The 22,590-nt window shown below is 71.9% G+C and carries 19 protein-coding genes and 1 pseudogene; 8 read left to right on the top strand and 12 right to left on the bottom strand.

Going from position 1 to position 22,590, the window contains the following annotated elements; genetic code table 11:
- The 4 genes from AC1DP0_RS03020 to AC1DP0_RS03005 all read right to left on the bottom strand — a co-directional run.
- Nucleotides 1-1,114 (bottom strand): cell division protein PerM (locus tag AC1DP0_RS03020; RefSeq protein ID WP_478082414.1); only part of this gene is annotated, 1,114 nt, incomplete at its 3' end.
- A 201-nt stretch (nucleotides 1,115-1,315) separates the two neighbouring features.
- On the bottom strand, nucleotides 1,316-2,209 hold the full coding sequence (gene sucD, locus AC1DP0_RS03015) for a succinate--CoA ligase subunit alpha (protein WP_478082413.1): 894 nt from the start codon (nucleotides 2,207-2,209) through the stop codon (nucleotides 1,316-1,318).
- Nucleotides 2,210-2,240: 31 nt separating this feature from the next.
- Entirely contained in the window at nucleotides 2,241-3,425 is a 1,185-nt protein-coding gene (sucC, locus tag AC1DP0_RS03010; protein ID WP_478082412.1) for an ADP-forming succinate--CoA ligase subunit beta, read from the bottom strand.
- A 216-nt stretch (nucleotides 3,426-3,641) separates the two neighbouring features.
- The gene (locus tag AC1DP0_RS03005; RefSeq protein ID WP_478082411.1) at nucleotides 3,642-4,121 is read right to left on the bottom strand and encodes a cobalamin B12-binding domain-containing protein; all 480 of its coding nucleotides are present in this window, start codon (nucleotides 4,119-4,121) and stop codon (nucleotides 3,642-3,644) included.
- A gap of 85 nt (nucleotides 4,122-4,206) precedes the next feature.
- On the opposite strand from AC1DP0_RS03005, the gene AC1DP0_RS03000 reads away from it, so the two are divergent.
- Together AC1DP0_RS03000 and AC1DP0_RS02995 are read left to right on the top strand one after the other, a co-directional pair.
- Entirely contained in the window at nucleotides 4,207-5,199 is a 993-nt protein-coding gene (locus tag AC1DP0_RS03000) for an esterase/lipase family protein (RefSeq protein ID WP_478082410.1), read from the top strand.
- Between the two features lie 216 nt (nucleotides 5,200-5,415).
- Entirely contained in the window at nucleotides 5,416-6,207 is a 792-nt protein-coding gene (locus tag AC1DP0_RS02995; RefSeq protein ID WP_478082409.1) for a M23 family metallopeptidase, read from the top strand.
- A gap of 48 nt (nucleotides 6,208-6,255) precedes the next feature.
- Here AC1DP0_RS02995 and pcrA read toward each other — a convergent pair whose 3' ends face one another.
- The gene (gene pcrA / locus AC1DP0_RS02990; RefSeq protein ID WP_478082408.1) at nucleotides 6,256-8,751 is read right to left on the bottom strand and encodes a DNA helicase PcrA; all 2,496 of its coding nucleotides are present in this window, start codon (nucleotides 8,749-8,751) and stop codon (nucleotides 6,256-6,258) included.
- 79 nt (nucleotides 8,752-8,830) lie between these two features.
- On the opposite strand from pcrA, the gene AC1DP0_RS02985 reads away from it, so the two are divergent.
- Genes AC1DP0_RS02985 through AC1DP0_RS02970 form a run of 4 tightly spaced genes read left to right on the top strand, consistent with a single transcriptional unit; the run spans nucleotide 8,831 to nucleotide 13,344 of the window.
- Nucleotides 8,831-9,322, top strand: coding sequence for an N-acetyltransferase family protein (locus AC1DP0_RS02985; protein ID WP_478082407.1), 492 nt, complete (start codon nucleotides 8,831-8,833; stop codon nucleotides 9,320-9,322).
- On the top strand, nucleotides 9,319-10,740 hold the full coding sequence (locus tag AC1DP0_RS02980) for a wax ester/triacylglycerol synthase domain-containing protein (protein WP_478082406.1): 1,422 nt from the start codon (nucleotides 9,319-9,321) through the stop codon (nucleotides 10,738-10,740). Before AC1DP0_RS02985 ends, AC1DP0_RS02980 begins: the two co-directional genes overlap by 4 nt.
- Before the next feature lie 37 nt (nucleotides 10,741-10,777).
- Entirely contained in the window at nucleotides 10,778-11,761 is a 984-nt protein-coding gene (locus tag AC1DP0_RS02975; RefSeq protein ID WP_478082405.1) for a quinone oxidoreductase family protein, read from the top strand.
- Nucleotides 11,758-13,344: an amidohydrolase gene (locus AC1DP0_RS02970; protein WP_478082404.1), complete on the top strand. Its 1,587-nt coding sequence runs from the start codon at nucleotides 11,758-11,760 to the stop codon at nucleotides 13,342-13,344. The genes AC1DP0_RS02975 and AC1DP0_RS02970 overlap by 4 nt, the downstream gene beginning before the upstream one ends.
- A gap of 355 nt (nucleotides 13,345-13,699) precedes the next feature.
- Here the strand turns inward: AC1DP0_RS02970 and AC1DP0_RS02965 are convergent, their stop codons facing one another.
- The 4 genes from AC1DP0_RS02965 to AC1DP0_RS02950 are packed head-to-tail and all read right to left on the bottom strand — an operon-like array spanning nucleotide 13,700 to nucleotide 16,159.
- Nucleotides 13,700-13,909, bottom strand: coding sequence for a hypothetical protein (locus AC1DP0_RS02965; RefSeq protein WP_478082403.1), 210 nt, complete (start codon nucleotides 13,907-13,909; stop codon nucleotides 13,700-13,702).
- 30 nt (nucleotides 13,910-13,939) lie between these two features.
- The gene (locus tag AC1DP0_RS02960) at nucleotides 13,940-14,293 is read right to left on the bottom strand and encodes a hypothetical protein (RefSeq protein ID WP_478082402.1); all 354 of its coding nucleotides are present in this window, start codon (nucleotides 14,291-14,293) and stop codon (nucleotides 13,940-13,942) included.
- Between the two features lie 10 nt (nucleotides 14,294-14,303).
- Nucleotides 14,304-15,038 carry an NUDIX hydrolase gene (locus tag AC1DP0_RS02955; RefSeq protein WP_478082401.1) on the bottom strand — a complete coding sequence of 245 codons (735 nt, stop codon included), beginning with the start codon at nucleotides 15,036-15,038 and terminating at the stop codon, nucleotides 14,304-14,306.
- Nucleotides 15,035-16,159 (bottom strand): glycosyltransferase family 4 protein, encoded by a 1,125-nt coding sequence (locus AC1DP0_RS02950; RefSeq protein WP_478082400.1) that lies wholly within the window; start codon nucleotides 16,157-16,159, stop codon nucleotides 15,035-15,037. Before AC1DP0_RS02950 ends, AC1DP0_RS02955 begins: the two co-directional genes overlap by 4 nt.
- Before the next feature lie 35 nt (nucleotides 16,160-16,194).
- Between AC1DP0_RS02950 and AC1DP0_RS02945 the strand changes: the two genes are divergently transcribed.
- On the top strand, nucleotides 16,195-17,016 hold the full coding sequence (locus AC1DP0_RS02945) for a PIG-L deacetylase family protein (protein ID WP_478082399.1): 822 nt from the start codon (nucleotides 16,195-16,197) through the stop codon (nucleotides 17,014-17,016).
- 176 nt (nucleotides 17,017-17,192) lie between these two features.
- Here the strand turns inward: AC1DP0_RS02945 and AC1DP0_RS02940 are convergent, their stop codons facing one another.
- On the bottom strand, nucleotides 17,193-17,360 hold the full coding sequence (locus tag AC1DP0_RS02940; RefSeq protein WP_478082398.1) for a hypothetical protein: 168 nt from the start codon (nucleotides 17,358-17,360) through the stop codon (nucleotides 17,193-17,195).
- Between the two features lie 52 nt (nucleotides 17,361-17,412).
- On the opposite strand from AC1DP0_RS02940, the pseudogene AC1DP0_RS02935 reads away from it, so the two are divergent.
- A pseudogene (locus AC1DP0_RS02935) lies at nucleotides 17,413-19,088 on the top strand (long-chain-fatty-acid--CoA ligase).
- Nucleotides 19,089-19,204: 116 nt separating this feature from the next.
- Here the strand turns inward: AC1DP0_RS02935 and asnB are convergent.
- Together asnB and AC1DP0_RS02925 are read right to left on the bottom strand one after the other, a co-directional pair.
- On the bottom strand, nucleotides 19,205-21,874 hold the full coding sequence (gene asnB, locus AC1DP0_RS02930) for an asparagine synthase (glutamine-hydrolyzing) (RefSeq protein WP_478082397.1): 2,670 nt from the start codon (nucleotides 21,872-21,874) through the stop codon (nucleotides 19,205-19,207).
- 10 nt (nucleotides 21,875-21,884) lie between these two features.
- Nucleotides 21,885-22,590, bottom strand: a 706-nt coding sequence (locus tag AC1DP0_RS02925) for a phosphatase PAP2 family protein (protein ID WP_478082396.1), incomplete at its 5' end; no start/stop codon positions are given.

Here is a 22,590-nt window from a genome sequence, read left to right as displayed (position 1 = left end):
CCTCGACCGTGAGGGCGGCCGCGAACGGCCCGAGGGGCGCGCCGACGGCAGAGAGCCGGTCGCCCCCCACGGCCCCGTTGCCGAGGGCCGTCACCACGACGACGACGGCGACCGCCAGGAGCGCCGTGACCGCGGTGGCGGTCAACCGGGCGCGCACGTTGCCGAAGAACTCGAGCTCGGCGTCGACCCGGCGCCCGAGCCAGACGCCGAGGAGCACGGGAGCCAGCACCACGGCATACAGGATCGCCGGGTAGTCGGCGGCCTGCGGCAGGGCGCCGAGCACCGGCACGAGCGGCAGCATCCCCGGCTGGGCGCCGGCGGGCGTGATCGTGGAGCCCAGCGCGACCTGGAAGCCGGGACCGGACAGGAACGACAGGGCCCACGTGGCCGCGTTGCCGAGGAGGGCGAGCTGGGCGAGGGCGATGACGGCGAGGGCCCCGACGTTGGCGGCGTACTGGTCCTGGACGTCGGCAATCGTCGACCACGACACGACGACGCGCAGGACGACCACGACGAGCCCGAGCGCGAGCAGCTGGCCCGCCCCGCGCCACCCGGCGCGCCACACCGACGGCAGCCAGGTCGGTCCCCTCCGGAACCACGAGCGGACGAACGCCGGTGCCGTGTCGTCGTCGGGACGGAGCAGGACGAAACCGAGCGCCGCGAGCGGGACGAGGAGCGACCCGAGAACGGCCGCGACACCGGGCGTGGCGGGGCCACCGAGCGTGAAGAGCGCCAGGACCGCCGACACGAGTCCGTAGCCGAGGACGAACCCCGGAACCACACCCCACTGGGCGACCCGGCTCCAGGCGCCCGCTCCGACGCGCAGTCGCTCCGTCGCCGCCAGACGCCGGGCCCAGCGGACGTCGATGTAGACGAAGACGAGCAGGAGCAGCAGCGGGGTCACGGAGAGCGACACGGCGCCGGCGCCGACCGRCTGGCCGTGCCCGAGGAACCAGATCGCGCTCGCGACCGACACGGCCGAGAACCAGCCGACCGACGTCTCCGGCGCCGCGACCCAGCCGATGAGGGCGGGCAGCACGACGACCGACCACGTCCCGATCGCCGCGAGGGCGCCGGCCCGGAGCGAGGCCGGCATGGCCGTCGCAGGGCTCACCGACGTGGTCGTCGTCGCAGCGGGGGTGGTGGTCGTGCTCGGCGGGGCCAGTGGTCTCACTCCTGCGCTGCGGTCCGGTGGTTCATCCCCATGGTCACAAGATCCTCGCCTCGGAGCGAGCGCCCACGCCGGTGTCACCGGAAACGGCGAGCGGGCGGCCACCCGAAGGTGACCGCCCGCTTGAAACGCTTGTCGCGCAGACTACTTGGCGATGCCCTGCATGATCTCGCGCATGAGGTCGGCGGTCTCGGACGGCGTCKTGCCGACCTTGACGCCGGCGGCCTCGAGGGCCTCCTTCTTGGCCTGCGCCGTGCCCGACGAGCCGGAGACGATGGCGCCGGCGTGACCCATCGTCTTGCCCTCGGGGGCGGTGAAGCCGGCGACGTAGCCGACGACCGGCTTCGTCACGTGCTCCTTGATGTAGGCCGCCGCGCGCTCCTCGGCGTCGCCGCCGATCTCGCCGATCATGACGATCGCGTCGGTGTCGGGGTCGTTCTGGAACGCCTCGAGGCAGTCGATGTGCGTCGTGCCGATGATCGGGTCGCCGCCGATGCCGACGGCGGAGCTGAAGCCGAAGTCCCGCAGCTCGTACATCATCTGGTAGGTCAGCGTGCCCGACTTGGAGACGAGTCCGATGCGGCCGGTGCCGGAGATGTCGGCCGGGATGATGCCGGCGTTGCTGACCCCGGGGGTGATGAGGCCGGGGCAGTTCGGGCCGACGATGCGCGTCGTGCCCTGCTCCTTGGCGTAGTTGTAGAACTCCGCGGTGTCCTTGACCGCGACGCCCTCGGTGATGACGACCGCGAGCGGGATGGCGGCGTCGATCGCCTCGACCGCGGCGGCCTTGGTGAACTGGGCCGGGACGAAGATCACCGACACGTTGGCGCCGGTGGCCTCGATGGCCTCCTTGACCGTGCCGTAGACGGGGACGGAGACGCCGCCCTCGAAGTCGACGGTCGTGCCGGCCTTGCGGGGGTTGACGCCGCCGACGATGTCGGTGCCGGACTTGAGCATGCGCTGGGTGTGCTTCATGCCCTCGGAGCCGGTCATGCCCTGGACGATGACCTTCGAGTCGGCGTTGAGGAAGATAGCCATGGTTTCGTTCTCGCTTCTCTTGGCTCGGTGGTCAGTTGGCGGGCCGGGCGGCGAGCTCGGCGGCGCGGCGCGCGGCGCCGTCCATCGTCGGCTCGATCGTCACGAGCGGGTGGTTGCGCTCCTGCAGGATGCGACGACCCTCCTCGACGTTGTTGCCGTCGAGGCGCACGACGAGCGGGCGGTCCTCCTCGTCACCGAGCGCGTCGAGGGCGCCGACGATGCCGTTGGCGACGGCGTCGCAGGACGTGATGCCGCCGAAGACGTTGACGAAGACGCTCTTGACCTGCGGGTCCGAGAGGATGATGTGCAGGCCGTTGGCCATGACCTCGGCGCTGGCGCCGCCACCGATGTCGAGGAAGTTCGCCGGCTTCTGGCCGCCGAACTGCTCACCGGCGTACGCGACGACGTCGAGCGTGCTCATGACGAGGCCCGCGCCGTTGCCGATGATGCCGACGGAGCCGTCGAGCTTGACGTAGTTGAGGTTCTTCTCCTTGGCGGCGGCCTCGAGCGGGTCCGCCTGCGCCGTGTCCTCGAGGGCCTCGTGGTCGGCGTGGCGGAAGCCGGCGTTCTCGTCGAGCGTCACCTTGCCGTCGAGGGCGACGATGTCGCCGTCCTCGGTCTTGACGAGCGGGTTGACCTCGACGAGCGTCGCGTCCTCGTCGCGGTAGACGGTCCACAGCTTCTGCAGGACGTCGGCGATCGCGGCCTTGTCGGCGTCGTCGAAGCCGGCGGCGTCGACGATCTCCTGGGCCTTGGCCCCGTCGATGCCCGTGTTGGGGTCGACGGTGACGCGCGCGAGGGCGTCGGGACGCTCGACGGCGAGCTGCTCGATCTCCATGCCGCCCTCCTTGGAGCACATGGCGAGGTAGGTGCGGTTGGCCCGGTCGAGCAGGACCGAGAAGTAGTACTCCTCGGCGATGCGGGCGCCCTGGGCGATCATCACGGTGCCGACGGTGTGGCCCTTGATGTCCATCCCGAGGATCGCCTCGGCCGCGGCCTGCGCCTCGTCGGGGCTCTTGGTGACCTTGACGCCGCCGGCCTTGCCGCGGCCGCCGGTCTTCACCTGCGCCTTGACGACGGTGACACCGCCCGACTTCGGCCCGATCTGCTCGGCGGCCGCTCGGGCCTCCTCGGGGGTGGTGGCGATGGCGCCGGCCAGCACGGGCACCCCGTGCTTCTCGAACATGTCGCGGGCTTGGTACTCGAAGAGATCCACGGGTGGGGTCCGTCCTCGTCGTCGATTCGTGTCGTCGTCGATCGCGTCGCTGCGGCGTCCCGGGTCTCCCGTGCTCGCGCTCGGACGGGCCCTGCGCCGTGGCGCAACCGAATCAGGCTGTCGCTCGGACTCTAGTGGCTGGGGCGGGTGGCGGCGGCATCGGGTGCGCCCGACCGGACGAAGATCACACCGTCGTCTCGCCCACCGACCGGTCCTTCAGGAGGCGTGGACGTGCTCGCGGACCCAGCCGACGATCTCCATCGTCGTCGCGCCGGGCGTGAAGACCTTGGCGACGCCGAGCTTCTCGAGCGCGGCGATGTCGTCGTCGGGGATGATGCCGCCGCCGAAGACGACGATGTCGCTCGCGTCACGCTCGGCGAGCAGCTCGACGACACGGGCGAAGAGGGTCAGGTGCGCCCCGGAGAGGACCGAGAGCCCGACGACGTCGGCGTCCTCCTGGATGGCCGCCTCCACGATCTGCTCGGGCGTCTGGTGCAGACCGGTGTAGATGACCTCCATGCCGGCGTCGCGCAGCGCCCGCGCGACGACCTTGGCGCCGCGGTCGTGCCCGTCGAGGCCCGGCTTGGCCACGACGACCCGGATGACGTCGGTCGACACGGAACCCGGGCCGCCCACGTCGCGCGCGGTCTCGTCAACAGGAACGGCAACGGCCTCGGCGCCAGCGGACTCACTCATGCCCGGCACTCTAGCCAGCCCCCTGAGACGCGACGCGCGATGGTGATGCATCGCCCACCCGTCGGGGTACGTTCAGCAGGTGGCAATGGCAGCACGAGCGGCGACGACGCCGCGGCAGGCACGCACCTCCACGGGTGCCGCGCAGAAGGGCCCCAGGGCCTTCGTCGCGGCCGTCGGGGAGGTCGCCGGTGCGCTGCTGACGCCCACCGGGCTCGCCGGCGCCGCCCTCGAGGCGTCCTGGATAGGGCTGCACCTCGGCCTCTACCCCCTCGGACTGTTCGGTTCCCGCGCGAGCGACCGGCGTCAGGGCTACCGGCTCGGGCACCTGCCCCCCAGCCAGCGCGGTCTCGCGATCCAGAACGTCGAGGCGGCCGAGACCCCGATCCTGCTTGTGCACGGCATGGTCGACAACCGCTCGATCTTCACCGTCCTGCGCCGCGGCCTCGTGCGCCGCGGCTTCGGCCGCATCGAGACGATCAACTACTCCATCTTCACCGGCGACGTGCGGGCAGCGGCCGCCGCCCTCGGCGCCGAGGTCGAGCGGATCGTCGAGGAGACCGGCTACGAGCGCATCCACGTCATCGGGCACTCGATGGGTGGGCTCATCGCGCGCTACTACGTGACGCGCCTCGGCGGCGACCAGCACGTGCACACCCTCGTCACGCTCGGCACCCCGCACCAGGGCAGCTACCTCGCCTACACGTGGAACAACGGGCTGACCCGCCAGCTCCGCCCGGGCAGCGCCCTCATGGACGAGCTCGCCGCCCCGGTCAAGGAGTGCCAGACGCGCTTCCTCGTCTACTGGTCCGACCTCGACCAGGTCGTCATCCCCCAGCACAATGCCGCGCTGCACCACGCCGACCTCAACGTGCACAACATCGCCCTGCACGGCGTCGGACACATGAGCCTGCCGATCACGAGCAGCGTGGTGCACGGCATCTCCACCGCGCTGGCCCACCTCGACACCTCGGGCGCGACGGTCACCCCCGGAGTCAGCTCCCTGGGCAGTCGGCGCTCCGGCCCCGCGACGAAGCCGCCCCGCGAGGGTGCCGCGGGTCGCGCCTCGGCGTCGCGCTGACGCCCTCTGCCGCGGACCCGAGTCGGCCGGACGTCTGGGCGGCAGGCCCGCGTGTGGATCACCTGGGTGCGCGGCCGTGCGGATGTCCTAGGGTCGTGCCCAGTCGCGTCCCTCCACCGCGACGCCGAACGGCCAGGGACGTGGCTGATTTTGGATCACGAAATGGTCACGTTACGCTGACCGCTCTCCCTTCTGTGACCGATAGGTAAGTCTTTCGTGCCCAAAACCCGATACTCCGGCCGGCACCGGCCGGCAGCCAAGCCTGCGCGGGGCCGACAGTTCGTCGTCCCCCTGGCGCTGTTCTCCGCGACCGTCGCCGGCAGCCTCGTCGCCCGTGACGCCGGCGCGAGCGAGCTGCCCCAGGCGGCTGCCATGAAGAACGTGTCGAACTCGGCCGCACTCGGTGTCACCGAAGACTCCGCCGCCGTAGCTGCGGCGGCGAACCGCACCGGCTCCCGCTCCTCGCGCGACATGGCGCGGGACGCCAAGACCCTCATCATTGGCGCGAGCCGGAGCGCGGCCCAGACTGCGGCCCAGACTGCCGCCCAGGCCCAAGCCGCGGCTGCCGCCGCCCAGGCCAAGCGCGACGCGGCCGCCCGCGCGGTCGCCCAGGCCCACCGCTGGGTCTCCCCCGTCGCCGGCTACACGCTCACCTCCGGCTTCGGCATGCGCTGGGGCAAGATGCACCCGGCCCAGGACCTCGCCTGCCCGGTCGGCAGCCCGGTCCACGCGCTCTCGAGCGGCACCGTGGTCTTCGCCGGATGGTCCACCGAGGGCTACGGCAACTTCGTCAAGATCCGCTACTGGGACGGCACCGTCTCCTGGATGGCGCACAACAGCCGCCTCCTCGTCGCCGTCGGCGACCAGGTCTCCCCCGGACAGCAGATCGCCTTCAGCGGCAGCACCGGCCACTCGACCGGCCCGCACGTGCACCTCGAGATCCACCCCGGCGACGGCAGTGCCGTCGTCCCCACCACGTGGCTCGCCGCGCGGGGCGTCACCCTCTGACCGACGCCCATTGCGACACGAGGCCCGTCCCCCTCGTGGGGGCGGGCCTCAGAGCTTGACGAGCGGGGCGTAGCGCAGCAGGAGTCGCTTGGTCCCCGTGTCGGCGCCGAAGTCGACGTGGGCCATCGACTTGTCGCCGTCGCCCTCGACGCGGACCACGGTGCCCAGGCCGAACGAGTCGTGCGTGACGCGGTCGCCTGACTGGAGCGCGATGACGGGGCGCTTGCCGGCGCTGCGCACCCCGGGACGGGCCGCCAGCGTCGCAACGGCGGGGCGGTCGGAGCCGCGGGCACCGCTGAACGACGGGCCGAGGCGCTGCCAGTCGAGCAGGTCGCCGGGGATCTCGTCGAGGAAGCGCGACGGCGGGTTGTACTGCGGCGCTCCCCACGCGGACCGGACGGCAGCGCGCGAGAGGTAGAGCCGCTCGCGGGCCCGCGTGATGCCGACGTAGGCGAGACGACGCTCCTCCTCGAGCTCCTTGGGGTCACCGAGCGCGCGCATGTGCGGGAAGGTGCCGTCCTCGAGGCCGGTGAGGAAGACGACGGGGAACTCGAGGCCCTTGGCCGTGTGCAGCGTCATCAGGGTGACGACGCCCTGCGCCTTGGCCTCCGGCTCGTCCGGGATCTCGTCGGCGTCGGCGACGAGCGAGACCTGCTCGAGAAACTCTTCGAGCGCACCTGCGGGGCCGACGTCCTCGGGCTCGACGCCCGGCGCCAGCTCGCCGCCGGACTCCTGGAGCTCGGTGGCGCGGCGGTCGTCGTACTCCTGCGCGACGGCGACGAGCTCGGCGAGGTTCTCGACGCGGGTCTCGTCCTGCGGGTCGTGGCTCGCTCGGAGCTCGGCGAGGTAGCCGCTCTCCTCGAGCGTCATCTCGAGCAGGGCCGCGACGCTGTCGTCGGCCTCGTAGGAGGTGCGGAGCTTCTCCAGCAGCGCGGTGAAGCCGTTGATGGCGGCAACCGAGCGGGTCGCGATGCCCGGAGCGTCCTCGGCGCGGCCGAGCGCCGCGACGAACGGGATGCGCTCGCGCTCGGCGAGGGCCGCCACGCAGGCCTCGGCGCGGTCGCCGATGCCGCGCTTGGGCGTGTTGAGGATGCGGCGCAGGTTGACCGTGTCGGTGGGGTTGGACACGACGCGGAGGTAGGCCAGGGCGTCCTTGACCTCGCGCCGCTCGTAGAAGCGGGTGCCGCCGACCACCTTGTAGGGGAGGCCGACCCGCACGAGCACCTCCTCGATGGCCCGGCTCTGCGCGTTGGTGCGGTAGAAGACCGCGACGTCGCCGGGCTTGACGCCCTTGTCGGCGAGGTCGTCGATCTCCTTGGCGATGAAGGCCGCCTCGTCGTGCTCGTTGTCGCCGACRTAGCCGGTGATCATCGGCCCGTCACCGGAGTCGGTCCAGAGGTTCTTGGCGCGGCGCGCCTCGTTGCGGGCGATGACGGAGTTGGCGGCGCGCAGGATGCGCTGCGTCGAGCGGTAGTTCTGCTCGAGCAGGATGGTGCGGGCGTCGGGGTAGTCGTTCTCGAACTCGAGGATGTTGCGGATCGTCGCGCCGCGGAAGGCGTAGATCGACTGGTCGGAGTCGCCGACGACGCACAGCTCGGCCGGCGGGACGGCATAGGCCCCCTCGGGTCCCTTGACCTCGCCGACGAGCTCCTTGATGAGCTGGTACTGCGCCTGGTTGGTGTCCTGGTACTCGTCGACGAGCACGTGCCGGAAGCGACGGCGGTAGTACTCCGCGACGTCGGGGAAGGCCTGCAGGACGTTGACCGTCATCATGATGATGTCGTCGAAGTCGAGGGCGTTGGCCTGGCGCAGGCGGCGCTGGTACTGCGTGTAGGCGTCGGAGACGGTGCGCTCGTAGTGGTTGCCCTCGGTGACCTGCGAGGCGTAGGTCTCCTCGTCGATGAGGTCGTTCTTGAGGTTGCTGACCTGCGCCGAGAAGCCGCGCGGCGGGTAGCGCTTCGGGTCGAGGTCGAGGTCGCGCAGCACGAGGCTCATGAGGCGCTGGCTGTCGGCGGCGTCGTAGATCGAGAAGGTCGACTTCATCCCGACCTTGGCCGCCTCGCGCCGCAGGATGCGCACGCACGCGGAGTGGAAGGTCATGACCCACATGGCGCGGGCGCGGGGGCCGACGAGCGCCGCGACGCGCTCGCGCATCTCGGCCGCCGCCTTGTTGGTGAAGGTGATGGCGAGGATCTGGCCCGGCTGCGCGCCACGCTCGCCGAGCAGCCAGGCGATGCGGTGGGTCAGCACGCGGGTCTTGCCCGAACCCGCGCCGGCGACGATGAGCAGCGGGGTGCCCTCGTGGACGACCGCCTCGCGCTGCTCCGGGTTGAGCCCCTCGAGCAGCACGGCCGGGTCGAGGTCGGCGCGGCCCTGCGGCGCCGTGTCGACGCCGCCGCGCGCTGCGGCCTCTGCCCACGTCGGGACGCCCTGCTCGGTGACGTCCCCACCGCGCCCGGTGCGGGCGGTGGGTCCGGAGCCGCCAGCGGCGCCCTGACCGTGCTCGAAACCGGGGATGGGGAGGTCGTCGAAGAGCGTGCTCATGATCGGTCCAGCCTACGTCGAACCACCCACAGCCCCGGACCACGACGCACAGCCGGTCGCGCCGGGAGAGGATGGGCGCGTGAGCGACTTCGAGATCCGGTCGGCCTCGGTCGCCGACGTGCCCGACCTCATCCGCCTCGTCCGGGAGCTGGCGGCCTACGAGAAGGAGCCGGACGCCGCCATTGCGACACCCGACCAGTTCCGGGAGGCGCTGTTCCCTGCTCACGGCGACCCCACGGCATACGCCCTCGTGGGGGTGCGGGAGGGCGCGGTCGTCGCGATGGCGATCTGGTTCCGGAGCTTCTCGACGTGGACCGGCCAGGCTGGGATCTGGCTCGAGGACCTCTTCGTCGAGCCCGACCAGCGCGGCCACGGCCTCGGCAAGGCCCTGCTCGCCCGCCTCGCGCAGCTGTGCGTCGAGCGCGGCTGGACCCGGCTCGAGTGGAATGTGCTCGACTGGAACACGCCCTCGATCGACTTCTATCGCGCCCACGGCGCCCGCTCGCTCGACGACTGGATCACCTTCCGCGTCGACGGGGACGCCCTGCCGCAGCTGGCGGCGATGCGGTGACGCGCCCGCCCCGCCGGATGGGCTCGGCCGACGTCCTGTGGCTCAACATGGACCGGCCGACCAACCTCATGGTCATCGTGTCGGTCGTGCTGCTCGAGTCGGTGCCCGACTGGGACCGTGTCCTCGACCTGATGCGCACCCGGATCCTCGAGCCCTACCCCGTCTTCAGCCAGCGGCCGAGACGACCCGGACGCACCCTCGGCCGCTACCGCTGGGAGGACGACCCGGACTTCCACCTCGCACGGCACGTGCGCCGAGCGACCCTCTCCGGCAAGGGAACTGCTGCCGAGGCCGATACCGAGCTGCAGGCCTACATCGAGGAGCACCTGCCGCACCCGTTCGACCGGTCGCGTCCGCTCTGGGAGGTCCACCTCGTCGACGGGCACGGGTCGGGGGCCGCCCTCGTCTTCCGCATCCACCACGCGCTCGCCGACGGGATCGCCCTGACCCGAGTGCTGCTCGGCCTGACCGAGGACGCCGACGGGGTGCCGGGAGACCTCGTCGGACCGCCGGCGGCCACCGACCTCCCGACCATGCCCCTCGGCGCCGACGCGTCCTCGGGGGCCATCGGCTCCGGCGTCCGCCTCGTGCTGGCCTCCGCTCGATCGGGGTGGGATCAGCTGCGCGCCAAGGGCGCCCGAGCTGCCGTGACCGACGCGGCCGGCCTCACCCTCCGGACCGGACAGGTCGTCTCCGACCTGCTGCTCACGACGAACCCGGCCAGCGCGGTCGGTGGCGTGCCCGGGCAGCGCAAGCGTCTCGTGTGGACCCAGCCGCTGCCGCTCCCGGGTCTCAAGCAGGTCGGCAGGCTCGTCGGCGCCACCCTCAACGACGTGCTCATGAGCGCCGTCGCGGGCGCCCTGCACGCCTACCAGGACGAGCACGGCCGCACCCCCGTCGACCTCGCGACGATGGTGCCGGTCAACGTCCGCCCGCTCGACGCGCCGCTGCCGCGCGAGCTGGGCAACCGCTTCGCCCTCGTCTTCCTCCGCTTCCCGAGCCGCGACGCCACGCCGCTCGGTCGACTCGCGCTGTCCAAGGCCCGGATGGACTGGCTCAAGGCCTCCCCCGAGTCCGCGCTCACCTTCGCCCTGATCTCCACCATCGGCCGCTTCCCCGCCGGCATCGAGCGCCGCGTGGTGGACTTCTTCGCCAACAAGGCCATCGGTGTCACGACGAACGTCGCCGGGCCCAGGGAGCTCCGCCATCTCGCGGGGGTGCCGGTGACGGGGGTGCTGGGCTGGGTCCCCGGTTCGGGGCGGCACACGGTGGGGTTCTGCATCGTCACCTACGACGACGCCGTCCGCATCGGGATCATGGCCGACGAGTCCGTCCTGCCGGATCCCGAGGCCCTGCTGTCGGCCCTCGAGGACGAGGTGGCACTCCTGGTGCGCATCGGTGCCGCTGGGCCCACCTAGCGGAAGCGGAAGCGTCGTCGGTCGTAGGGTGGCGAGCATGAACCGAGCGACCAGCGTCTTCGTCTCCGAGCCCGGTGACGGCACCGTCCTGCAGGTCCGCGACCACGACCTCCCCGATCCCGGCGAGGGCGAGGTGCAGGTCGAGGTGGCCGCCGCCGGCGTCAACTTCATCGACGTCTACAAGCGCCAGGGCGTCTACCCCGTCCCGACGCCGTTCGTCCTCGGCGAGGAGGGCGCCGGCACCGTCACCGCCGTCGGTCCGGGGGTCTCCGGCGTGGCTGTCGGGGACCGGGTCGCGTGGTGCCAGGCGTCCGGCAGCGAGTCCACGGTCGTCAACAAGCCCGCGCGCCTCGTCGTCCCCGTGCCCGACGGTGTCGACCTCGAGGTCGCCGCCGCCGCCATGCTCCAGGGCCTCACCGCGCACTACCTCGTCACGAGCACGTATGCCGTCGGCCCGGGTGACGTCGCCCTCGTGCACGCCGCGGCCGGTGGGGTCGGGCAGCTCCTCGTCCAGATGGTCACGGCCCGCGGCGGCGTCGTCGTCGCGACGGCCGGGTCCGACGAGAAGCTCGAGATCGCAAGGGCGCTCGGGGCCCAGCACCTCATCAACTACTCCACGGTCGACGACCTGGCGGCCGCCGTGCGCGAGGCCGCCGGGCGCGGTGTCGACGTCGCCTACGACGGGGTCGGCAGGTCGACGTTCGACGCCTCGCTCGCGTCGTTGCGACCGCGCGGCACGATGGTCCTCTTCGGCGGGGCGAGCGGGCAGGTGCCGCCCTTCGACATCCAGCGGCTCAACAGCAGCGGCTCGCTCTTCCTGACGCGCCCGACGCTCGCCCACTACGTCGCCGAGCGCGAGGAGTACGAGTGGCGGGCCGGCGAGGTGCTCGGCGCCGTCGCCGACGGGTCGCTCAAGATCGCCATCGGCGGCCGCTACCCGCTCGCCGAGGCCGCGGCGGCCTACGAGGCCCTCGAGGGGCGGCGGACGACGGGCAAGCTCATCCTGGTGCCCACCGCATGAGCCGCACGCTCTTCCGGCACGACCGCATCTGGACCGGTGACGCCGAGAACCCCTGGACCGACGCGCTGCTCGTCGAGGACGGACGTGTCGTCGCCGTCGGTGCCGAGGCCGTCAAGGCGGGCGCGGCGGCTTACGGTGGTGGCGGCGTCGAGGTCGTCGAGCTGCCCGGCGCCCTCGTCATGCCCGGCCTGCACGACGCCCACATCCACACCGAGTGGCTCTCGCGGGACCTGTCGTCCGTCGACCTGCGCGAGGCACGATCGCTGGAGGAGACGCTCGAGCTCGTCCGCACCCACGCGGAGGGACTGCCCGAGGGCGAGTGGCTGCACAGCGGACGCTGGAACCACAACCGCTGGGCGGACCCGGAGCAGCCCGACCGCCATGCCCTCGACTCCGTGTCCGGCGACCGGGTGGCCGCGCTGTCGAGCGTCGACGGCCACACCATCTGGGCCAACTCCCTTGCCCTGCGCCTCGCGGGCGTCACGCGTGAGACCCCGGACCCGGTGGGTGGCGAGATCGCGCGCGACGCGTCGGGAGAGCCGACCGGCATCCTGCGGGAGTCGGCCCAGGAGCTGCTCGACGCRATCCCCCGCGAGGAGTCGCCGCTGCGGCCGTGGCTCGAGCGCTGCCAGGACTGGCTGCTGTCGGTCGGCCTGACGAGCATCACCGACATCGACGGTGAGGACGCGCGGGCGGCCTACGCCGACCTGCACGCCGACGGCCTCCTGCGGCTGCGCGTCACCAAGTGCACGCGCGACCCCGACCTCGAGCTCGCGATCGCCGAGGGCCGCCGCTCGGGCCAGGGCGACGACGTCTTCCGCGTCGGCCCGGTCAAGTTCTTCAGCGACGGCGCGCTCGGCTCGCACACGGCCCACATGACCGAGCCGTTCATCGGCCACGAGGGCTGTGGCATCGCCGCGATGCCCTACGACGTGCTCCTCGAACGCACCCTGCTCGCAGCCCGATCCGGCCTCGACGTCGTCACCCACGCCATCGGCGACGAGGCGAACCGTCTCGTCCTCGACGTATTCGAGGCGGTCCGCGGCGAGGGACTCGACAGCCTGCTCCGCATCGAGCACGCGCAGCACGTGCGGCCCGTCGACATCCCCCGGTTCCGGGCGCTCGACGTCGTCGCCTCGATGCAGCCGACCCACTGCACGGCCGACCTCGAGCTCGCCGACGAGATCATCGGCCCGCGCCGGCTCGCTTCGTATGCCTGGCGCAGCTTCCTCGACGCCCGCGTCCGCGTGGCCTTCGGCTCGGACGCACCGGTCGAGGACCCGAACCCGTTCTTCGGGCTCCACGCCGCCGTGACGAGGCAGCGGGCCGACGGGCAGCCGATCGGCGGGTGGCGGCCCGAGGAACGGGTCACCCTCACCGAGGCCGTCCACGCCTTCACCGTCGCTGCGCACGAGTCGGTCGGGCGCACCGACGTCGGCCGCCTCGTGCCAGGTCAGCTCGCCGACCTCGTCGCAGTCGACCGCGACCTGTGGGCGCTCGAGCAGTCCTCGCCGGCCGACATCCGCGACACCGTGGTGCTCCAGACCTGGGTGGGCGGCGACCTCGCCTTCGAGCGGATCTGAGGCACCCGGCATACCCACGACACCCGGATGACGAGCCAGTCGTCGAGGACGAGCTCGTCATAGCGCCAGCAGTCGGCGTCGATGGCCCGCTCACTCGTGTGGAACTCGTGGCTGTCGCCCTCGACGACGAGTCGCAGCCAGCGACCGCGCGCCACCCGGCGAATGGCACCGCAGCGGAGGGCCTCGTCGAGAGCGGTTCGACCGACCGCACTCCTCAGCTCGGCGTGGGTCGCACACCGCCGCGCCGCCGCATCGCCGTGATGATGTCCATCGCGGCAGCGCGGCCGATGCCGGGCGGCCTGCGCTGCGGTCATCCACAGCCGACCGAACGGGTGGGTGACCGCCGTCGATCAGGTCAGCCGGGGACGACGGCCAGCAGGAGCGTCGCGAACCACGTGAGGGCGGCGACGACGAGCAGGAAGACGCCGATGATGGCCATGTTGCCGGCACCGTCAGCGCGTGACACCCGGCGCCGTCGCCGACCCACGACCACCAGGGTCAGCCCCGCGACGAGCCAGACGAGGCCGATGAGCAGACCCGCGAGAACGCCTGCGTCCCAACGCATCTCAGTCGACGACCCAGATCACGGGCGACGTCACCAGATCGCGGCGACGAGCACGTTGACGACCGCGCCGCCACCAGCGGCGTCGAGCAGGTTGCCGGTGTCCTTGCCCCTGCGACCACGGGTAGCACCGATCTCGGCGGCAGCCACCACACCGAGCGCGATGACGAGCTTGACCGCGATCTTGGCGTTGTTGACCGTGTGCTCGTCGTCCTTGATCGCCGAGGCGATGCCGACGAGGGCCAGACCCGTCAGGAGCTGCGCCCGCGCACCCCACACGATCGGCGCGATCACGGTCCGGCCGCTGCGGACGGCGATCCAGCCGCCCACGATCGCGGCCATGCCGAGCAGGTGGAGCGCGACGATGAGGTTGTAGACGAAGTCCATGGCCGACATCCTACGAAGCGTCGTGCGTGCCGCCCGCGCTGCCCTCTCCGGCTGCGAGGTCGATCAGGGCGTCGAGGCGGCGCCACGACGAGGCGAGCGGGTAGTCGCCGAGGTCCTGCACCGGCACCCAGCGGGCGTCGGAGGTCGTGCCGCCGACGTCGTGGATCACGACGTCCCGCGGGTCCGGACACGTCGCTTCATAGACGATGCGCACCGCGTGGAAGTCCTCGAGCGTGCCCGAGGGCGAGCGCCCGACCCAGTGGTGCGACTGGACCGTGAGAAGCCCGCCGAGCTCGACGTGCTGCCCTGTCTCCTCCCACACCTCGCGGTGGACGCCGTCGACGGGCGTCTCACCCTCGTCCAGGCCGCCACCGGGCAGGCCCCAGTCGCCCGCCACGTGGGTCTGGGTGTTGAACTGGGTCAGCAGCAGCCCTCGAGCGCTCGTCACGACGGCGTATGCCGCGACGCGCTGGTAGGGCTCGCCGACCTCCCCGTCGCCGACGCCCGCGTCACGGGCAGCGCCTTCGTGCCGAGGACGTATGCCGTCCAGCTCGCGCACGCGGTAGCCCAGCTCGAGCGTTCCGTCGTCGCGCATCGTCGCGAAGAACGGCGACTCGATGGCCCACCCCGCCGCTCCGAGGACGACCTCCGGATGATCGCCGTGGCCCAGGCGCACCTCGACCACGCGCCGGTCGTCCGCGTCGAGCGCCACGACGACCAGGCCGCCGGGCACGTTCGTCCTCATCGGCGGACCAGACCCAGTGCGCGTTCGTACTCCGCCACGGCGAGGGACGCGACGTGAGACCACTCCTGCTCCGGCGGGTGGGTGGTGTTCCAAGCCCTCATCCGCGCGACCTCTCCAGGATCCTTGGCCAGGCGAACGATGGCCGACGACATCTGCGAGTCGCTCGACACGACAAGCCCGTTCACGCCATCTGTCACGAACTCACCGACGCCAGAACCGGATCGGCCGATGACCGGAAGCCCGACGGTCCGCGCCTCGAGAGATGCGATCCCGAACGACTCGAGACGAGCGGGTGACAGGTAGACGTCGGCGGCGGCATACAACTGGCGCAGCTCGTCGCGAGGCACCCGCCCCGGCAGCGACACCCAGTCGAGGCGGTGCTCGCGCACGAGGGCCTCCACCTTGCGGCGGTCGGGCCCCTCCCCCAGCACGGTCAACGACACGGAGCCGGGTCCGGCCGCCCGCGCGGCCTCGGCCACGAGCTCCACGAGAGCGGCCGGTCGCTTGCGGGGCGCGAGGCGCATGGCCGTGACGAGGCGCAGCGGACCCGGCTCGCGGACGACCGGACCCACGGCCCACCGGGCGACGTCGATTCCGTTGGGCAGCACCCCGACCGAGACGCCCGACCCAACGAGCCGGCGCAGCGGCTCGGCGGCAACGTCGGACACGGCCGACATGGCCACGCCGCGCGCCGCCCACCGGCGCACGAACCGGGCCGCCCGGAAGACCGGCGCCACCCCCGCGAGCATGCAGTGCCATGTCATCGCCGTCGGCAACCCCAGACCCACCGTGACCCGCGTGCTGTCCCAGGCGAACGGCGAGACGACCCCGGTCTGGACGTGCGCGACGTCGAAGCCGCCTTCGACGAGCCGACGGCGCAGCTCCGCGGGCGCGAACGGGTTGATCGGCAGCTCCCACGGCATCCGGGCGGCCAACCGGTGCACCGGCACGCCGTCGACGACGGTCAGGGTCCCGTGCATCTCGCCGTCGGCACCCCGTGTCGCGGTGAACACCTCGACCTCGTGGCCGGCTGCCTGCAGGTGCTGGGCCAGGTCGTGCGTCTGGACCTCGATCCCGCCCAGCCGGGGCAGGTAACAGTCGGACAGGAGGGCCACCTTCACGGAAGACACTGTGCCATGGGCCAAGATGGGTGACTGTGCCGCACACGCTCCTGGCCTTCCACGCGCATCCCGACGACGAGGCCCTGCTGACCTCGGGGACGATGGCGCGCGCTGCCGCGGAGGGCCACCGGGTCGTCGTCGTCGTCGCGACGGACGGCGAGCTCGGTCTCGCCTCGAGCGAGTTCACCGACACAGGCACCCTCGCCGCGACCCGGATGGACGAGCTGCGCGCGAGCGCCAGGGCCCTCGGCGTGGCCCGGGTCGAGCACCTCGGTTACGCCGACAGCGGTCTCGGACCCGAGGTCGCCCCCGACCCGCCCGGCACGACCCGGTTCGTGCGCGCCGACGTCGAGGAGGCCGCCCAGCGGCTGGCCGCGATCCTGCGCGAGGAGCACGTGGACGTGCTGCTCCACTACGAGCCCAACGGCGGCTACGGCCACCCCGACCACCAGCAGGTGCACCGGGTCGGCCGCCGCGCAGCCGAGCTCGCCGGCACGCCGAAGGTCCTCGAGGCCACCGTGCCGCGCGACACGATCTGCCGCGCCATCGACCTCGCCGCCAGGGTCTACCGCTTCCCGCCCGAGTTCGACCGGTCGAGCTTCGACCGCGCCTTCTCGGCCCGCAGCGAGATCACGCATCGGATCAGCGTGCGCCGCCACATCGCCGCCAAGCGCGCCTCGATGCGCGCCCACGTGTCGCAGGCGACCGCCGACGGTGGCGCCGACCGCACCCTGGCCGCCTTCCTGCGCATCCCGCGCCCGCTCTACGACCTCGTCTTCGGGCGCGAGTGGTTCGTCGACCGCGCGGCCCGGCCCGGCGACCCCATCCGGCGGGACGTCTTCGACGGGCTCGCCTGACGCAGACTCGTGGCCTCTCGACGGTTGGGAGGCGGCCATACGTGGCCTCTCGACGGTTGGGAGGCGGGTCTGGGGGATGGCGTATGCCGTTCGGGCTGGTTGTTAGAACCGTCCGATCGGCGGTCGCCGTGTTCGGCGCGGCGGAGAATGACGGTGTGACCTGGTGGCGCGGCCGCTCACCCGTCGCCGCGGTCGAGCAGATCCGCACGGTCGCCGACGGGCTGCACACGCGCAACTGCCGCCTCCGCCCGGCGCGTGCGCTCCTCGACCGGCTCGAGAGCGAGCTGGTCCCCCACGAGCGCGCGCGGACGGCGCCACGCGCCCGGCTGACCCGCGGGAGCCACCGACATACTGGACGTGCCGCGCGGCGCGGCAGCACACCGGGAGGACGCTCGAATGACGGAGGGACTGGAGCACACGTGGGTGGCCCACTACGCCGAGGGGGTGCCTGCCGAGATCGAGCCGCCCGGCACCTCGCTCGTCGACCTGCTGGCCGGGGCCGTGGAGGCCTACGGGTCGCGGCCGGCCCTCGAGTTCTTCGGCGCCGAGCTGACCTACGCCGAGCTCGGACGTCGGGTGAGCTCGCGGCCGAGGGCCTGCGCCGCCTCGGCGTCCGCACCGGCGACCGGGTGGCCCTCGTGCTGCCGAACTGCCCCGAGCACATCGTCGCGTTCTACGCGGTGCTCCGGCTCGGTGCGGTCGTCGTCGAGCACAACCCGCTCTACACGCCGACGGAGATGGCCCACCAGTTCGGCGACCACGGAGCAACCGTCGCGGTGGCCTGGGACAAGGTCGCCGCCACGGTGGCCGGACTGCCGGGGGTCGAGCACGTCGTCGCCGTGGACCTGCCGGCCTCGATGCCGTGGACGAAACGGGTGGCCCTGCGGCTCCCCCTGCGCCGCGCGCGGGAGCTGCGAGCCCAGCTCACGGGCCCGGCGCCCGGCACGACACCGTGGCCCGACCTGCTCGGGCACGGTCCCCTCGACTCCTCGGTGCCCCGTCCTGCCGTCGACGACCTCGCGGCGATCCAGTACACGAGCGGCACGACCGGCGTCCCGAAGGGCGCCATGCTGAGCCACCGCAACCTCGTGGCCAACGCCGCGCAGGGCCGCGCCTGGGTGCCCGGCCTGCGCCCCGGGCACGAGGTCGTCTACGCGGTGCTGCCGATGTTCCACGCCTACGGCCTGACCCTCTGCCTGACCTTCGCCATGAGCACGGGAGCGCGGCTCGTCCTCTTCCCGAGGTTCGACGTCGACCTCGTGCTCGCGGCCGCGAAGAAGCACCCGCCGACGTTCCTGCCGGCTGTCCCACCGATCTACCAGCGGCTTGCCACAGCCGCCCGTGAGCGCGGGATCGACCTGACGGCAACGAGGTTCGCGATCTCCGGCGCCATGGCGCTGCCGCGCGAGACCCTCGAGCTCTGGGAAGACGTGACCGGCGGCCTGCTCGTCGAGGGTTACGGTCTCACCGAGACCTCACCTGTGGCTATCGGCAACCCGATCGGTCTCGACCGTCGGCCGGGCGCGGTGGGCGTCCCCTTCCCGAGCACCGACATCCGCGTCGTCGACCCTGACGACCCGACCCGCGACCGGGACCCGGGCGAACGCGGCGAGCTGCTCATCCGCGGGCCGCAGGTCTTCGGCGGCTACTGGGGCAAGCCCGAGGAGACAGCAGCATCCCTGCTCGACGGTGGCTGGTTCCGCACCGGAGACATCGTGTCCGTCGACGCCGACGGTTTCGTCTCGGTGGTCGACCGCATCAAGGAGCTCATCATCACCGGTGGTTTCAACGTCATGCCGTCGGAGGTCGAGGCCGTGGTGCGCACCACCCCAGGCGTCACCGATGCCGCCGTGGTCGGCCTGCCCAAGGCCGACGGCAGCGAGGAGGTCGTGGCCGCGGTCACGACCGAGCCAGGCGTCGAGCTCGACGTCGAGGACCTGCGCGCCCGCTGCCGGTCGAACCTCGCCGCCTACAAGGTGCCGAGGCGCGTCGTCGTCGTCGACGAGCTGCCCCGGTCGCAGATCGGCAAGGTCCTGCCCCGGCAGGTGCGCGACTCGCTCATCGAGAGCTGACGCGCGGACGCGTCACCCGGGCGGACGGCATACGCCGTCACAACYCCGCCCCGGCGGAGTTGGYGCGGCCAGAACCGGCCAGATCACCATCACAACTCCGCCCSGGCGGAGATGTTTCAGGCAGTGGGCATCTCGAAGACGACGGCCATGGGGGTCTGCTCGGACCCCTGACCCAGGGGGTTGTCGGCGAACATCGCCTCGTAGCGCCCCTTGGGACCGGGCGCGTCCATGCCGAGGACGTTGCGGCCGATGTCGTTGGCGTCCATGACGATCGTGCCGCCGAACGTGCTCCGGTAGGCCTCGGGTACGCGAGCCCGGATCGCCGCGGAGAGGCGCGCGGCGACCTCGTCCGGGTCCTTGGGCGCGAGCTTCGCCGACACGTTGGCCGGGTAGACGGAGTACTCGGTCGGCCCGTCGATGGCGCTGATGTCGTTGCCGACGAGCTCGTAGAAGAGGCCCTTGCGACCGAGGACCTTGCCGACCGCGCCGCCGGCAGAGGCGTAGAGCACCCGGGGCAGCCCAACCTCCTCGATGGCGAGCTGCATGGTGAAGGGCGAGCCGAGCCCGATCCCCGCGGGCGTCCGGGTGACGTAGCGCGAGAGGACCCGCGCCGGGCGCGAGACCTTGATGTCCCAGATGAAGTACGAGCGGCCCTGCGTGATGGCGACGATCTTCTCCGAGATGAAGAAGTACCACTTGCCCGTCGTCGCGCCGGCGTGCTCGGCGCCGGCGTCGGGCAGCCCGGCGAAGAACCTGTCGATGTAGCCCAGCGTCTTGGCGTCGAGGTCGTCCTCGCGGGCGTAGAGCTCGGTGCGCAGCGGGTAGCGGCGCACGGCCGTGCCGTCCGTCGTCACGAGGTCCAGCTGCTTGCGCGCGTTGGCCTCGTAGTCGGTCTTGACGCGGGGGGCCGGAGCCTCCTCCGGCTTGTCGTCGAAGAACTCCTGCAGCCACAGCTCGAGGTTGAGCAGGCGCCAGAACGTCATGGAGTCGACGTCGTTGGTGCCCTTGATCCAGCCCTCGAAGGCGTGCAGCACCGCGGTCTGGTCGAAGTACGGACGGTTCGCGAACGACTCGGACAGGAAGATGCCGTAGAGGTGGTTCTTCAGGCGCATGAACCACTCGCCCTGCGGGGTGGTGAAGCCGATCTTGTTGCGGCGCCGGTTGATCGACTCGGGCAGCAGGTCACGGGTGGCGTCGCGCAGGACCCGCTTGTTCCAGCCGTCCTTGATGATCGCCTCGTCCGAGAGGCTGAAGATGAACTTCACGACCTCCTTGTCGAGGAACGGCACGCGTCCCTCGAGGGAGAACCGCATCGTGTTCTTGTCCTCGTAGCGCAGCAGGGACGGCAGCGAGCCGACGAAGAGGTCCTCGATGAGGCGCTTCTTGAGGTTGCTCCCCTCGGTGGCGTAGCGCTCGCCCGTGTGTGCCGCGACGAAGTCGCGCCCGAGCAGCGACGTCGTGGGCACGCCCTTGCGTCCGCGCAGCTTGGCCTTGAGCTTGAACCTGCCGAGCCGGTAGAGCACGTCGAGCGACTTGCTCAGCTCGGCGGCGGCCTTGAGGGCCCCCTGCTCGCGCAGCTGGCGGAGGTAGACGAAGTAGTAGGGGATGTAGCCGGCCATCATCTCGTCGGCGCCCTGGCCGTCGAGCAGGACCGTGACGTGCTTGGTCGCCTCGCGCATGACCTGGTACTGCGCGTAGGGCCCGCTGCTGATGAGCGGCTCCTCCTGCGTGCGCACGAAGTCGACGAGGTCCTCCTTGAACTCGGAGGGCGTCGGCTTGATCTTGTGGCCGGCGACGTGCCCGCGGCAGATGTCGAGGACGTCGTCGACGTAGCGCTCCTCGTCGTTGACGGAGTTGGGGAAGACGGCCGAGAAGGTGTTCTGGCGCGTGCCCACCGACTCTGTGGTCGCGTCGCCGTCGTTGATGAGGCGGTTGATGATGACCGCCACGGCGGAGCTGTCGAGACCACCGGAGAGGGAGGTGCCGACGGGGACCTCGGACTGCAGGCGCAGGCGTACGGCCTCGACGAGGCGGGACTTGTACTCCGCCGCCGCCCGGTCGTCGTAGGGGCGCTGCTCGGTGGCGAGCTCGGCGAGCTCCTCCTTCAGGCGCGTGAAGGGGCGTCGCTCGACCCCCGCGGCCGAGATCGTCATCATCTCGCCCGCCTCGAGGCGCTCGATGCCGTCGAAGAAGGTCTCCCGGCCGTCCTCGTGGATGCGGAAGCGCAGGTAGCGGTAGATGGTGCGGTCGTTGGGGCGCTTGTCGTAGTGGCCGCTGGCCAGGATCGGCTTGATCTCGCTGGCGTAGAGCCAGGCGTCGGCGCCGTCCGGGCCGGCACCGGGGACCCGGCAGACGTACACCGGCTTGATGCCGAAGTGGTCGCGCGCAAGGGTCAGGGCCTGCGTCTCCGAGTCCCAGATGGCGAGTCCGAACATGCCGTTGAACCGGTCGAACGCGTCGGCGCCCCACGCGGCGAAGGCCTCGAGGACGACCTCGGTGTCGCTGTCGGTCTCGAACGCGTGACCGAGGCCCTCGAGCTCGGCCCGCAGGTCGAGGTAGTTGTAGACCTCACCGTTGTAGGCGATGGTGTAGCGGCCGTCCTTGGTCTGCATCGGCTGCTGGCCGTGCGCGACGTCGATGATCGAGAGACGCCGGTGGGCGAGGCCCGCGAGTCCGTCGACGAAGATGCCGTCGCCGTCCGGGCCCCGGTGCACCTGGCAGTCGTTCATCCGCCGCAGGAGCGCCTCGTCCGTCTCGAACCCGTGGTAGCCAGCGATTCCACACATGTCGCCAACCCTAACGGGCTGACGACCGGTCGCCGCGCCGGCTCCGCGGGGCGACACGCTCGCCGAGCCGCAGCGGCCACCGCAGCAGCAGCCACAGGGTGAGCGCGCCGAGGAACATCGAGCCGACGACGTCGCTGAGCCAGTGGAAGTGCTCCCACAGGAGCGCCGCGGCGACCAGCAGGGTCCACGCTCCCGCGGCGAGCCACGCCCGTGTGCGGCGCGCGGGATGAAGCCGGGAGACGAGCTCGGCCAGGACTCCGGCGCAGATCAGCGCGGTGGCGGTGTGGCCGGACGGGTAGGACCCGTTGTCGGTGACGACCTGGCCGTATCCGGGCGCGACTCGCGGGATGACCGCCTTGCCGAGCAGCACGGCGACGGTGAGCACGGCGAGGGCAGGGGCCGCCAGGACGAGTGGCCCCCGCACGCCGATGCGGCCGGAGAGCGCCGCGACGACCGCGATGACGGCCACGACCGCCATCGCCGGGGTCGCGAGGCGGACGATGCCGAGAGCGAGCAGGTCAGGGACGRCCGGCCCGTTGCCGCGACCCGGTGTGAGGCCGTAGACCAGGTCGTCGAGCCGCGCGCTCGGGCCGCCCTGCACCACGCTCACGGTGACGACCGCGAGGCCGGCGGTCAGCAGCAGGGCGACGAGGGGCCCGGTCAGGCGGCGCCGCGCATCCTCCGGTGCGGACCGACGCGTCGGCGCCAGACTGCGG

This window comes from Terrabacter sp. P5_B1 (genome assembly GCF_056400505.1).
This window is presented reverse-complemented; position numbering and strand designations above follow the sequence as displayed.